This is a genomic window from Pseudomonas sp. PME37.24/025, assembly GCF_055556615.1.
Genome location: NZ_JBVHNK010000001.1, coordinates 84761 through 99172 on the forward strand (window position 1 = coordinate 84761; position 14412 = coordinate 99172).

Genomic DNA, 14412 nt, shown 5'->3' on the forward strand with positions numbered 1-14412 from the left:
CGGGCACTCCTTTTTATTATCGTAGCGATCATCCTGCGAACCAATTGATGGACGCAGCAGCGCTTGTTGAAAAAAGCATAGCCGAGACGAAAGCGCTTGCGCAAGCGCTTTTCTAACATCCTTTTCATGTTCTCTTTGACCGGGGCTTCCCTAGGGGATGGACGTGAAAGTGCTTTTTTGAGAATTCCTCGAACGAAAAGGAAAGCGCTTGCGCAAGCGCTTTCCTTTCGACTATGTTGCTCAAACAAGAACACCGATGAGAGGTTTCAACTGCTTCTCAAATCGGTAGATAAGGAGTTAACAGCTATGCTGAGCACTGGATCTGAAAGCCCCCCTCCTGCCCTATTGGAAATGCATTCCATCTCGAAGTCGTTCAATGGGGTGCGCGTCCTGCATGACATTGACCTCAGTATTTTCCCTGGACAAATCCACGCGCTAATGGGCGAAAACGGCGCCGGAAAATCCACTCTGATGAAAATACTATCGGGGGCCTATGTCGCCGACAGTGGCACTATACGAATCGACGGATGTGATATTCGAAACTATGGCGTGAATGATGCGAAGCGCCATGGCATATCGGTCATCTATCAAGAGCTCAGCTTGTGCGCAAATATGAGCGTGGTGGAGAACATCTACCTGGGTAGAGAGATTCGTCGATGCGGAGTTATAAACCGCAAGGCAATGACCGAAGGCGCGCTCATAGTACTAAAGCGACTTGGCGTCACATTTGATCCGCACGCACTGGTCGGCACCTTGTCGATTGCGGACCAACAACTTGTTGAAATCGCGCGTGCAATTCATGCCGATACGCGAATTCTGGTGATGGACGAGCCTACAACGCCGCTATCCACAAAAGAGACCGAAAGTCTTTTCACATTGATTCGCCAGCTACGTGATGATGGCGTCGCGATCATCTATATCAGCCATCGAATGGCCGAGATATACGCATTGTCCGATTTTGTTTCGGTGCTCCGGGACGGTCATTACGTTGGTTCGCTGGATCGCGTCACGCTGTCAGCTGAAACCCTGGTCCGGATGATGGTTGGCCGCGATGTTTCCGGCTTCTACGCCCATGAGCGTCCTTTGTGCTCTTACGAGCAACCGATACTACGTGTTCGCAATCTTACAGATGACTTCAAAATTCAGGATTGCAGTTTCGATCTGTATGCCGGCGAAATTCTCGGGATTGCAGGACTGGTGGGCTCAGGGAGAACCGAACTTGCCCGATTAATCGCAGGCGTCGATGCGTACTCAGGCGGAAAGATTGAAATGGACGGCGAAGTTGTAGTCATACGCTCTCCTCGCGATGCAGGTAACGCAGGCATCGTCTATCTGACAGAAGACCGCAAAGCACTGGGCCTTTTTCTCGACATGAGTGTCCACGACAATATCAATGTATGTGTTGTGGGAAGTGATGCTCGACTTGCGGGGTTTGTGGACCGAACGGCCGGAACTGGACGTACCGAACAAGCAATCCAGGCACTCAATATCAAAGCGTCCTCAGGTATCAATGTTGGAGCGCTGTCCGGAGGCAACCAGCAAAAAGTTTTGCTGGCTCGTCTGCTGGAGATGAAGCCCAGAGTATTGTTCCTCGACGAGCCTACATCGGGTGTCGACATTGGCGCTAAATCAGAAATATATAAAATCATCAATGCATTAGCAGCATCCGGCGTTTGCGTAGTGATAATTTCAAGTGAACTACCAGAGATCGTTGGAATTGCCGACCGTGTATTGGTCATGTGTGAAGGTAAACTTGTCACCGAACTCGGTGGCCATAGCGGTCTTGATATCACACCTGAAGCCATTATCGCGTCTGCCACAGGCAGCGACAGGTTGACTCTAGCCAACGGAGACTTAGTCCAATGACTTCCCCACTGCAAAGCAAAGTAGCAAGTGACTTCACCACGCCTGGTGTACGAAGCATCGCCGGAGCTTCCACGCAGGATAAAATGCGCCAACTGATGAGAGTGGCGGGCATGCTGCCCGTATTGTTACTCCTTTGTGTAGGCTTTGGCCTGATGAGCGAGAGCTTTTTCTCGGTTCAGAATTTCTCAATCATCAGTCAGCAAGCGTCTATCAATGTGGTATTGGCGTCAGGTCTGACTTTCGTGATTTTAACAGGTGGAATCGATCTTTCGGTTGGTTCGATTCTGGCTGTTTCCGCAGTAGTGGCGCTATTGGTATCGCAAGTTCCGGGTTTTGCTCCCCTGGCCATCGCTGCGGGGCTTGGCGTCGGACTGCTGCTAGGGCTCGTCAATGGTGTATTGGTCGCTTTTGGAAAGCTACCGGCATTTATAGTCACGCTAGGCGGTTTGACTGCGATGCGTGGAATCGCACGCCTCATCGGCGAAGACAAAACGGTTTTCAATCCCGAACTGTCCTTTGCTTACATTGGAAACGATACGTTGTTCGGGGTGCCATGGCTGGTTGTAATCGCTGTAGTCGTGGTTACTCTTTCGTGGGTTATTCTTCGACGTACGGTGTTAGGCGTACAGATTTACGCAGTGGGCGGCAATCCTGAGGCCGCACGGTTGTCGGGAATCAAAGTCTGGAAAGTCCTGTTATTTACTTATGCCCTATCCGGTTTGTTGGCGGGCGTGGGGGCTATCATGACTTCCGCTCGACTGATGGCTGCTAACGGACTGCAAATGGGACAGTCTTATGAACTCGACGCTATCGCCGCCGTTATTCTGGGAGGCACGCGCTTTACAGGAGGCGTCGGCACTATCGTCGGCACACTAATTGGCGCCCTGATTATCGCTACTCTTTCCAATGGCCTGATATTGCTGGGAGTTTCGGATATCTGGCAATACATTATCAAAGGTGTTGTCATTATCGGAGCGGTAGCCCTCGATCGCTTTCGGCAGTCGGGTGCACGAACCTGAATCGTATATAACCCCCCCACACTCCAATAACAAGAGACAGTTCTCATGAAAAAAATAATATTTACCGCTGTTTGTACACTACTGGCATTTAGCACCGCTCAAGCGCGAGAGTTGAAATCCGTCGGCATAACTGTTGGCTCGCTGGGTAATCCTTATTTTGTAGCGATGGTAGATGGCGCCAAAGCCGAGGCACTGCATATCAATCCAGCCGCAAAATTTATCTCAGTGTCGGCAGATTACGATTTGAATAAGCAGTTCACTCAAATCGATAACTTCATTTCTTCGGGCGTAGACTTGATTCTTGTCAACGCCGTCGACCCTGTAGCAATCGCGCCTGCGATTGCGAAAGCAAGGAAGGCAGGCATAGTGGTTGTGGGCGTAGATGTCATGGTGCAAGGTGCCAACGCCACGGTACAAACCGATAACGTCGAAGCCGGCAGGATTGTATGTCAGTACATCTCTGAGAAGCTGGGTGGCAAGGGTAACGTTATTATCCAGAATGGTACGCAGACTTCAGCAGTCCTGGACCGAGTCAATGGCTGCAAGAGTGTTTTCGCACAGGCACCCGACATCAAGATACTGTCTGATAATCAGGATGCCAAAGGCTCGCGCGAAGGTGGCTACAGCGTGATGCAAGGCGACTTGACTCGCTTTGCAAAAGTCGACGCGGTGTTCGCGATCAATGATCCCCAGGCCATAGGTGCAGACCTGGCAGCAAAACAACTCAAGCGCAAAGGCATCATTATCGCATCGGTGGATGGGGCTCCCGATATAGAGACTGCCCTCAAAAGCGATACACAGATCCAGGCATCCGCCTCTCAATCCCCTTGGGGCCAGGCACAACAGGCCGTAACGATGGGTTATGACCTGTTGAATGGCAAATCTTTGGAAAGCACAACGGTACTGCTTCAACCTTCACTTGTAACCCGGACTAATGTCATGGAGTACAAAGGCTGGCAAGCTGCCCACTGACCGACCACTAAGCGGTTGAGTCAAGTGACATAGGGTCTCTAGCCACCCTCTGTAATGCGGGGAATGGCTGCTGCGAGATGCTCGCAGCAGCCGAACGGCATGAAAAACCCTAGAGGGGCGAACCTACGGAAAACCTGAACGACGGCTGCTGAAGAGAGATTTGGCATGTTTACCAACACAGACACAATAGTAAGTACAGAGCTGCTCAACTACGTTAAGGCACTGTCTGGTAATCGAATTGTCGTTGCGCTAGCGGGGCCGCCTGGTGCCGGTAAGTCCACCGTCTCTCAGGCTTTGGTAGAGGCTCTTAATAGTGTTATGCCGGGGAGCGCAGCTGTCGTTCCCGGGGATGGCTTTCATTACGATGACGCGGTTCTTGGATCCTTGAACCTTTTAGATCGTAAGGGCTCACCTGATACATTCGATGTGGGTGGCTTCAGGAGTCTGCTGCTACGGCTTCGTGCAAACAACGAACCAGCGGTTGCCGTTCCGGTATTCGATCGAATCCTGGAGATATCCCGTGCTGCAGGACAATTGATTCCCTCTGACGTGAAATATCTCATCGTGGAAGGAAACTACCTTCTATTAGACCTCGCCCCATGGTCGTCCTTAAGAGACTGTTTTGACGCCACCATCATGCTGCAGGCTGACCGCAAAACCCTGGAAGCGCGCCTGCTTGATCGATGGCGATCATTGGGTTTCGATGAGTCTACTTGCTATGAAAAAGTTCATCGCAACGACCTTCCGAATGCCGACATTGTGATTTCGGCCAGCAATATCGCTGACTTCACGATCGCAAATTAAGATCCCACTTCCTCTCTTTTGAGAAAGAATCACGCGTTAACCAAGCGCTTTGCTTGGCTAGCTTTTTACGGCTAACAGGCCTACTAACGCTATCAACAACTTATAGCGAACCTTCAAGGAGCGAATGACTATGTATCTGGTATGCGGCGAAGCGCTGTTCGATTTTTTCAGTGAAAACGACGCCAACGCTCAAGCTTCAAAAGTGAATTACAAAGCGATTGCCGGTGGTTCGCCGTTCAACGTTGCCATCGGCTTGCGCCGTCTGGGCATCGACGTGGCGCTGTTCGCCGGGCTGTCCAGCGACTACCTCGGCCGGCGTTTACAGCAAGTGCTGCAGGAGGAAGGCGTGCGCCCGGACTACCTGCAGGACTTCGACGCACCGACCACCCTGGCGATGGTCGCCGTCGGTGCCGACGGCTCGCCGCATTACAGCTTCCGAGGCGAAGGCTGTGCCGATCGCCAGCTGTTGCCGGGGCATTTACCTGAGTTAGGCGCTGAGGTGCGTGGGTTGCATATTGGCTCGTTCTCGCTGGTGGTGCAGCCGATTGCCGACACCCTGTTGGCCTTGGTCCGACGGGAAAGCGGCAAACGCCTGATCAGCCTCGACCCCAACGTGCGACTCAATCCAGAACCGAATATCGAACTGTGGCGCGAACGCATCAGCACTCTGGTCGAGCATGCCGATCTGATCAAGGTCAGCGACGAGGACCTGAACCTGCTCTACCCCGAGCGTGATCCGCAAAGCGTGATCCATGGCTGGCTGGAACACCGCTGCCAGCTGGTATTCCTCACCCGTGGCGGCCAGGGAGCAACGGTATTCAGCCGCCGCCATGGCAGCTGGTCGGCGCCGGCCTGCGCGGTGGTGATGGCTGATACCGTGGGCGCCGGCGACACCTTCCAGGCGGCGTTGATCGCCTGGCTGACCGAGCAGCAGCTGGATTCGGTGGAGGGCTTGCAGCGCTTGAGTCGCGAACAGATCGACGCGATGCTCACCTTCGCCGTCAGCGCCGCTGCCCTGACCTGCGGCAAGACCGGGCCGGACTTGCCTTATCGGCATCAGTTGGGTTGATATCTGGTCAGGATCTGTATCGCGGGCATTGCAGTTTTCGCGAGCAAGTCGGGTACTGGACGGCTCAACAATCCGAGCCGTCAGATAGATAGATAGCGGGGGCAGCGTTTCATAACTCTTAAGGTTTGCTTAAGGACTTTAAATATCGCCGAGGGACAGACTTTCCTGAACGATCAGGAGAGCCGCCATGAACCCGCAATCGGTGAATTCAAACCATCCATGCACCCTTGTCCGACCGTTGGGCGCCCTGTCCGGCTGGCAGGAGCGCCGCGCCAAGGAGCTGATGCTCCGTGAAATGGGCAGCTGCATTCGCATCAGCGAGATTGCCGAACGTTGCAACCTGTCCCGTAGCCATTTTTCCCGGGCATTCAAAAAGGTTACCGGCTACTCGCCGCAAGGCTGGTTAGTGAGGATGAAAATCGAAAAAGCCAAAAGCCTGCTAATCACCTCGATGCCGATCACCGATGTCGTCTATGAATGCGGTTTCGCGGACCACTCGCATTTCACCCGCACCTTCAGCCGTCTGGAAGGGATGACGCCCAAGGCATGGCGTCGGGCCTTTGATTGTGCAACGAGCCATCTTCCCCAGCCGTCAGTGATCGATCGGGACATATCCGATTGGAGAATTCGCGATAGTCTGGTCGACGGCATGGGACAGTCGCGCGTGCAGGAGCTGCACGTGTGAACTGATCGAGGTCGACAAAATGAACTCCTCCCTTTGGCCGCTCATGCGGCCCTTTTTTATACGGCGCTGGCCGGCGCGAGCGGCAGGTTGAAGCAGATCCTGGCACCCTGCTCGCTGTCCTGAACGACCAGCGTCCCGCCGTGCGCGCCGATCACCGACCTGCAAATGGCCAGCCCCATACCCATGCCGCTGCCTTTGGTGGTGTAGAACGCATCGAAAATCTGCTCGCGCTGTTGCGCGCCAATTCCCGGTCCGTTGTCCTGAAAGCAGACCTGGACATGATCGTCCTTGATCGAAGAGCCGATGATGAGACACCCATTCGTGATTGCGGCTTCGGCGATGGCCTCCAGCGCATTGGTGATGAGATTGAACACCACCTGTTGGATCTGCACCGCATCGACCCACACAGGGCATTGCGCATCGAGCCGGGTTTGCAGTCGTACGTTGCGGTTCGCCAGGTCGGTGGCGATCAGGCGCACGACCTCGCCAATCAAATCGTCGACCTGCACCGGCAGCCGTTGCAACGGCGCTTGTTTGGCGAGCGCGCGAAGCGCCTGGACAATGTCCGCGGCGCGGGCGCTGTCCGAGCGGATGTCTTCGAGCCCCTGAATGGCTTCTTCCAGATCGGGCTGATCACGCTTGAGCCAGCGCAGGCTGGCCGAGGCGTTGGACAAAATACCCAGCAGCGGCTGGCTGATTTCATGGGCAATCGAAGCCGAAAGCTCACCCATGACCTTGAGGTGCGAGCTACGCGCCAGTTCAGCCCGGGAGCTGCGCAAGTCCGCTTCCATCTGCGCGCGCAGCTGGTTGTCCTCGACCAGCCGCGCATACAGCCGGGCGGTTTGCAGTGACACGGCGGCCTGGGAGGCGAGAATTTCCAGCATGGTCAGGCGCTCGGCGCTGAACAGATTAGGGACGAGACTGTTCTCCAGATAAACCAGACCGATCAACGTACCTTGTTTGAGCAACGGCAGGCACAACATGGAACGCGTCTGGCGCCGTTGCAGATCGGCGCTATAGGCCTCGGGACAATCGGCCCCGGCATCATCGAGTACCAGAGGTATGCGCGTGCGCATGGTCGCGTTGAGTACCGAGGTCGGCGCCAACTGTTCGAGCGGTTGCCCGGCGTCCAGTGCGACCCGCACGTTGCCGGCCTCGACAGAGGCCGTCGCCGCCAGTTGCAGTTCGGCACCGATGACGATCATCAGCACGCCATTGTCGGCGCCGGCCTGAATCATCAGGTGATTCATCAGGGTTTCGACCAGACGTTCGAGCAACACCTCCTGCGAAAGCGCACGCGCCGCCTCGATCCCCACTTCAAGATCGAGCCGGACCTGGGTCACGGGCCGGGCCGAGTCGAATGACGACTCCGCCTTCAGAAACGGATGCAAGGCCTCCAGCTGACGTGCCTTGCCGCCGGCGCCCCACAGGTTGTAGCAGTCGCGCGCGACGCGCAGATGGTGGTTGGCGCCAGACACCAGTCCGTTCGGTAAACAGATATCGGCCAGCTGTTCGTGGGCCAGCGCCTGCTCATGGATGAAGCCAGCCGCCGTTGCGGCGATCTGCGACTGATCGAAGCAACGGATGGCCACCAGCTCCTGACCGCGCAAACGGGCAATCACCCCTTCGATCAGCAGCAGTTTGCTGCGGAAGGTCGTCGGGTTGAGCTCGACCCATGACTGAAACCGCTGACGTTGCTGCTCGAGCTTTTGCAGCTTTTCGACCACCTCGCCGGGCGCCTGCGCACTGCCCAGCGCCAAACTGTAGAACAGGTAGTAATCCGCGAGATTGATATGCGCCGGAATGGACCAGGCCAGCGCGGCAGCTTCTTCGAAACGTCGCAATGCGTAAGGGATATCACCGAAATGAAACGCGGACATGCCGGAATACAGCCACAAATAGAACAGTGTCGGTTGCGACACGCTGCGGCGATCGATGGGGCCGAACCTGTCATGCTCCGTGCCGTCCAGTTCGGCCAGCGGCCGTTGCGCACGCCCGTCGCGCAGATCGGTAGCGAACGCCTGTTGCGCCAGCAGGATGCGTTCAATATCGATGTAATGAAATTGCCGCACCCAGGCCAGACCCTGATCCAGTTCGTTCAACACTCCTTGCAAGGGTTCGCCCATGAACAGCAGGTCGGAGCCGATGTGGTTGCAGGCATAGCAGGACATGCCCAGGTCGCCACCGGCCTGGCCGCATTCGAATGCGGCGAACGCCTTCTGTCGAGCGTAGGCCATCGGTCGGGTCCACGGGCTGACTTGATCGAGCGCTACCAGCGTGCCTGTGCGCCCTGCTTCATAGCCATGCTTGTCGGTGAGCTCAAGCGCTAATTCAGCAAAGGCTTGTCCGTCCACATATTCGCCGTAGCGTTCGGCAATCATCACGCCAAACCAGGCAAACCCGTAACCGCTGCCCGGCGTCGTGCCATGCAGCAGTGTAAGTTCAACCATTTTCGCCAGATGCAACAAACGAATACCGTCGTTGACGAAGAACGAAGAAGTCAGCGTGCTGAGCAATTCCATGGCCGCTTCGACAAACGGGTCATTCGCTTTGGGTAAATGCACCAGATCAGCGATCTGACGTGTGCCGACGAGTGTGCGCACCTGGGAAAACGCCAGGGTCAGTTGTTCCTGCGAGGGCTTGCGCTGCAGGGGAATGTCCAACAGGGTCAGACCATTCAGCGCCTCGGTGATCGCCCCTTCGTAATCGGAGTGCAGCGTGCGCAAGGTGGCTCGTAACCGATAGGTCTTCGCGCGGTCGAGCACTGTGGTGGCGTGGGTCAGGCAATCATCGAGGCGTCGCTGGGCGCCGGCCAGATCGGCCAGAAGCATGTCGCACTCGGCAGCCAGCCATTGGGTAGCGAACGTTTGGGTGTAGAGGTCGGACCAACCCGACTGGCCGAGCAAATTCTCGGCAGTGCGCAGAAAACCCACGGCCTGCTCGACGGCAGCGGTATCCCTCGCGCGCTCGGCGGCTTCGACCAACAGTTCAACGAACGCGGTACGGCGATATTCCTCCAGTGTATCGACGTCAATACGCTGGATCTGGCTGGCGACTTCGAACACACGCTCATGGATTTGCTCGCCCCACTGATCCAGCATGGCGCCGGCGATACGGGCATGCTCGGCGGCGCGTCCCGACTGTGCTGGAAGCTGGCAGGCTGCCTCTAGTACACGGTCGTGGGGAAACACCAGTTGCTCGCGCTCGCGCAGCAATAATCCCGCATCGACCAGGCTTTGCACATCGATGCTGATTTGGTGCGGCTCACATGGCACTAGCTGGTGCAGCAGCGATTCGTCACAGCGCCCGCCGACATATCCGGCCGTGCGCATCACTTCGCGCTCCATCGAAGACAGCCGTTCGAGTCGCTGCACCATCAAGTCGGCGACATTGTCCGCATAGCGATAACTATCCACCTCCTCCTGGCTCCAGACCCAGCGGCGACTCAGCACGTCGAAGCGCACTAGACGCTCATCGATCAACGCCCGCAACACCTGACGGACGAAAAGAGGGTTGCCGGCCGTCTTGTAGTGCACGACTTGTGCGAGCGCTTCAATACCCGCGGTGCCAGTGTCCAGTTCAGCGGCGATCAGTTCAGCGACCGCGGGCTCCGACAATGGACCCAGCATGACGCGTGTACAGGGCACCGATTGCCCACGGCCGAGCACCTCCAGCAATCCGCCCTCACGCTCGAGAGCCTGCGACTCGGCCTCGCGGTACGCCAGGAACAGGAGCAGATGCCTGGGCCGCCGATCGACGAAGGCCTGAAGGAACGAGAGGGTCGAATCGTCCGCCCACTGCACATCATCCACGAACAGCACCAAGGGTCTTCCCGGCTGAGCGAAGACTTCCAATACATCGAGCAGGGTGCGGTTGGCGCGATCGAGCGCATGCCGCGCCGGCATGTTCGGCAACTCAGGCGTGACACCGATGACCAGTTCAGCCTCGGGCGCCAGCTCCACCAGGACCCTGCCCCGCCCCTTAAGCCGTTCGACCAGTTGTTCGCCAAGCGTCTCCAGCTCCAAAGCCGGCTTGCCCAGCAACTGGGTCATCAGCGATCTGATAATTTCCGACAATGGTGCGTAGGGAGTTTCCTGCTGCAGCAGATTGCTCTTGCCGCTGCCCCAGTAGCCGGGCGCCAGGGGGCGGACACCCTGATGGATCAGCGTCGACTTGCCGGCGCCCGGCGCGCCACCGACCAGCAGGACCCGGGCGATGCCATCGCTGCGTACCTGATGCAGCAGTTCAACCAACTGCGCGCGCTCACTGTCTCGACCGAACAGCGCACCGCTGCGGGCCACGGAAGGCAACGCATCGAAAGCGCCCAGCCGAAACGCTTCGATGCGCCCATGCTCCAGCCATTGCTGTTGGCACCAGGCCAGATCCGCGGCCATCGATGCGGCGCTCTGATAGCGGGCACCCGGCTCTTTCGCCAAGCCTTTGAACAGCAATCGGCAGATGCCTTCCGGCAGATCGGCGACATGAATCGCCGGTGATTGCGGTTGGACGGCAGCATGCACGTGCAGCCATTGGGACGGGTCTCGGGCGGTGAGCGGCAGATTGCCGGTCAACGCTTGATAAAGAATCACAGACAGGGCGTACACATCACTGCGCGCGTCAAAACTGGCGGCATCGCGCCGTACCTGCTCGGGGGCCAGATACGGCCATTGTTCCAGGCCAGGCAATTGCGCGGACGCCTCCCCGCAATGGCTGTGAAAACCCAGGAGCTTGACCGAATTGGCGGCATCCACCATCAGGTGGTGGGGTTGCAGATAGGCATGTCGCACGCCCACTTTCTGCGCACATGAAAGCGCATTGGCCGCCGCTACGGCGATGGCCAGCATTCGCCCCAGTGGCAGCCCTGTATCACTGATCAGATCCGTCAGCGGCGTCCCCGACGAGGGATAGATCAACAAAGGCCCCTCGGCCGAGCGGATGAACGCGACTGGCGCAATCGCCCAGGCCGGATCCAGGCCCCGGTGAAAATCGCGCTCCAGCCGCTGGCATGTCGCAGGCCGCTGAATCGGCGCCCGGGCGGCGAGCCAGGAGGTTCCAGATTGCGGATCCTGAAGCGTAAACCAGGTCAGATCGTTTTCCCGGCGCAGCATGATGAAGGTGCAACGTTCCAGCCAGGCTTCATCGTGTACGACATCAAGACTGTGGCGACCGGATGCTGAGAGAGGACTGCTGGGCATGAACAATCACCGCTGAAAATTCGTTTCTGGCTGAGCCTCGAGAGTATACGCACCGCTCTGGCCAGATGCCTGCGGGCGAACCATCTTGTCCGTAATCGGCATCAGGATGGCCGTTGAGAGGCCCCACTGCCGGTGGTTTGCGCACCTGAAAATCATCGCGTGTTATCCCTCGGGATAATTGCAATATGTCGGGCCGTCCCCTAGCGTGTAGCCCTGATAAAACGACGTTCCGGCGTCACTCCCGTCAACGCTGTGCAGAGGAACGTATGATCCGACTCGGCCAAGCCACTATTTCCCTGGAACGGCGTGAAGCCTTTCTTAATGGACGACCGCTGCGTGTCGGGGGCCGGGCGTTCGAAATCCTCTCGGTGCTGATGCAGGCCGATGGCCGGATCGTCAGCAAAGATGAATTGATCACACAGGTCTGGCCTGACACCGTCGTCGAGGAAAACAATCTGCAGGTGCAGATTTCCTCGCTGCGAAAATTGCTCGGAGAAAAAGAGCTCATCCAGACAGTCCCGCGCCGAGGTTACCGATTATTGAAAGAACGTGAACCGTCCCTGCCCCTGTTCCATCCGACAGCGCTGGGCCCTTTGGCGTCCGAGGATCAGCAGAGGATCGATCCTGACAGCGTGCCGGTGTTCATCGTGGACGATGAAGCCTCCGTGCGCACAGCGCTAAGCCGACTGCTGCGAGCCGAAGACATCGCGCACCGGATATTTGCCTCGGCGGAGGAGTTGCTTGGCGCTGACCTCGACATCGGCCCCGCTTGCCTGTTGCTGGACATAAGCCTGCCCGAGGCGACAGGGCTGGAACTGCAATCGGCGCTCGGACAACGCGGGCATCCGTGGCCAGTCATTTTCATGACCGGTTTCGGCACCATTCCAATGTCGGTGCAGGCCATGAAAGCGGGAGCGGTCGAATTCCTGACCAAACCTTTTAATGACGACCAATTGCTGGGCATCCTGCGCACCACCCGTCAGCGTGCAGCGAAGTCGTTCGAGCAATGGCAACGCATTCAGAGCGCCCGTCAAAGGGCAGCCCTGTTGACACCCCGTGAGCGCGAAGTGCTGCCGCTAATCGTCGCGGGGCTGTCCAACAAGCACATCGCCAACCGCTTGGGCACCAGTGAAGTCACCGCCAAGGTCCACCGAAAACACATCATGGAGAAGATGCAGACGCGCTCGCTGGTCAGCCTGGTCAGCCTGTATGGCTTGATCAGCGCGGAAGCGGCGTCAGTCATGCAGGGGTCTTCATGACTATCGGCACTGGCTGCGCCGCCCCCGGATCATCCGGCAACGTCATGATCATCGTCTGCATCGTGGACGACGATGCGTCCGTGCGCAAAAGCCTGGCCAACCTGCTCCGGTCGGCTGGCTACCGCTGTCGGGTATTCGCCTCGGGAGAGGAATTCCTGACTCTCGACAACTTTGATGACGTCGCCTGTCTGCTGCTGGATCTGAAAATGAAGGGTCTCTCGGGAATAGAGGTCATGCAAGCGCTTGCACTCCTGGACAGAAAATTTCCGGTGATATGCATGTCGGCATACTGGGATGAAGCGACACTGACCGAATCCAGCCGCTACGGCGCCAACGAATGTCTGCGTAAACCCTTCAGCGGCGACGCGTTATTGACGGCTATCGAGATTGCGCTTCAACCGAAATAGGCCTGCCCTGCGACCGTGACATGGGGGTTGCGAGAAATGCGCTGAGTCAAACGCTCAATCTGAAAATCGTCGCCTCCAATCCTGTCCTTGCCATTTCCTGAATCATTTTCCCTCCCCGGCAATCATCAAGTGACGCCATAAACTGGCGTCAGACCGCTGCCCTATCGAAAACCGCCCGCTATCGCACAAACATCCAAAAATTCAGCACAACCGTTCAATCCCCGCCATGTGGGATGCGTGACAATTTCCTCGACTTGACCAATGAGGCGACGGCTCCTCCAGCCCGTCGTCTTGTGGGCGGCGGCGCGGGTCAGGTGCAGTTGCTCGCCTGCCGTAAAACCTTGGCGACTGATTCCACGAAAAACCCGATGATTTTTTTCATCAATCAACGGCACACGTCGTCGAGCAACCCAAGTAACCCTCAGTCAATACGTAAGGAAAAATATCATGGCTCTCGCAAAAGCAGCTCCAGGCAAAACCCTTCTTACCCCAACTGACCACACCCTGATCATGATCGACCATCAGTCGCAAATGTCCTTCGCGACCAAGTCGATCGATGCCGTCACCCTGCGTAACAACGCCGCGCTGGTAGCCAAGGCCGCCCGGGGCTTCGAGGTATCGACCATCCTCACCACCGTTGCCGAAAAAAGCTTCTCCGGCCCGATCTTCGACGAAATCAAGTCGGTGTTTCCGGACCACAAAGTGATCGACCGCACCAGCATGAACACCTGGGAAGACGAACGCATCGCCGTCGAAGTGAACGCCTTCGGCAAACAGAAAATCGTCCTCGCCGGTCTGTGGACCTCCGTGTGCATCGTCGGCCCGGCGCTGTCAGCTATCGACCAAGGATTTGAGGTCTACTTCATCGCCGATGCCTGCGGCGATGTCTCCATCGAAGCCCATGAAATGGCCGTGCAACGCATGATCCAGATCGGCGCCCGCCCGATGACGGCGTTGCAATACCTGCTGGAGCTCCAACGTGACTGGGCTCGTACTGAAACCTACGAGGAAACCGTCAAGACCTCGATCGCCAATGGCGGCGCCTACGGCCTGGGTCTGATCTACGCCAAAACCATGTTCCACGCCTCTGAAGGCCATTGAGCGACGACAGCGGCTGCGCATATGCGTAGCCGCTT

At 57.2% G+C, this 14412-nt stretch carries 10 protein-coding genes; 9 read left to right on the plus strand and 1 reads right to left on the minus strand.

Translation table 11 applies throughout. The features are described from left to right. The first annotated feature begins 306 nt into the window (after positions 1–306). The 6 genes from ACZ3HH_RS00295 (at position 307) to ACZ3HH_RS00320 (ending at position 6415) form a co-directional block, all read left to right on the plus strand. A complete protein-coding gene (locus ACZ3HH_RS00295; RefSeq protein WP_465802085.1) occupies positions 307–1866 on the plus strand; it encodes a sugar ABC transporter ATP-binding protein in 1560 nt (519 codons plus the stop codon). Next, positions 1863–2885, plus strand: a complete 1023-nt coding sequence (locus ACZ3HH_RS00300) for an ABC transporter permease subunit (RefSeq protein WP_465802086.1) — start codon at positions 1863–1865, stop codon at positions 2883–2885. The genes ACZ3HH_RS00295 and ACZ3HH_RS00300 overlap by 4 nt, the downstream gene beginning before the upstream one ends. Before the next feature lie 45 nt (positions 2886–2930). Further along, positions 2931–3857, plus strand: a complete 927-nt coding sequence (locus tag ACZ3HH_RS00305) for an ABC transporter substrate-binding protein (RefSeq protein WP_465802087.1) — start codon at positions 2931–2933, stop codon at positions 3855–3857. A 165-nt stretch (positions 3858–4022) separates the two neighbouring features. Further along, on the plus strand, positions 4023–4661 hold the full coding sequence (locus ACZ3HH_RS00310) for a nucleoside/nucleotide kinase family protein (protein ID WP_465802089.1): 639 nt from the start codon (positions 4023–4025) through the stop codon (positions 4659–4661). A 130-nt stretch (positions 4662–4791) separates the two neighbouring features. Next, positions 4792–5730 (plus strand): carbohydrate kinase family protein, encoded by a 939-nt coding sequence (locus ACZ3HH_RS00315; RefSeq protein WP_465802717.1) that lies wholly within the window; start codon positions 4792–4794, stop codon positions 5728–5730. A 187-nt stretch (positions 5731–5917) separates the two neighbouring features. Beyond that, a complete protein-coding gene (locus ACZ3HH_RS00320) occupies positions 5918–6415 on the plus strand; it encodes a helix-turn-helix domain-containing protein (protein ID WP_465802091.1) in 498 nt (165 codons plus the stop codon). A gap of 56 nt (positions 6416–6471) precedes the next feature. On the opposite strand, the gene ACZ3HH_RS00325 is transcribed toward ACZ3HH_RS00320, so the two are convergent. Next, the gene (locus ACZ3HH_RS00325; RefSeq protein ID WP_465802718.1) at positions 6472–11523 is read right to left on the minus strand and encodes a trifunctional serine/threonine-protein kinase/ATP-binding protein/sensor histidine kinase; all 5052 of its coding nucleotides are present in this window, start codon (positions 11521–11523) and stop codon (positions 6472–6474) included. 353 nt (positions 11524–11876) lie between these two features. Between ACZ3HH_RS00325 and ACZ3HH_RS00330 the strand changes: the two genes are divergently transcribed. The 3 genes from ACZ3HH_RS00330 (at position 11877) to ACZ3HH_RS00340 (ending at position 14377) form a co-directional block, all read left to right on the plus strand. After that, positions 11877–12869, plus strand: a complete 993-nt coding sequence (locus ACZ3HH_RS00330) for a response regulator (protein ID WP_465802092.1) — start codon at positions 11877–11879, stop codon at positions 12867–12869. A 44-nt stretch (positions 12870–12913) separates the two neighbouring features. Continuing rightward, positions 12914–13276 carry a response regulator transcription factor gene (locus ACZ3HH_RS00335; RefSeq protein WP_465802719.1) on the plus strand — a complete coding sequence of 121 codons (363 nt, stop codon included), beginning with the start codon at positions 12914–12916 and terminating at the stop codon, positions 13274–13276. A gap of 447 nt (positions 13277–13723) precedes the next feature. Further along, positions 13724–14377, plus strand: a complete 654-nt coding sequence (locus tag ACZ3HH_RS00340; protein ID WP_030130686.1) for a hydrolase — start codon at positions 13724–13726, stop codon at positions 14375–14377. Positions 14378–14412 lie beyond the last annotated feature (35 nt).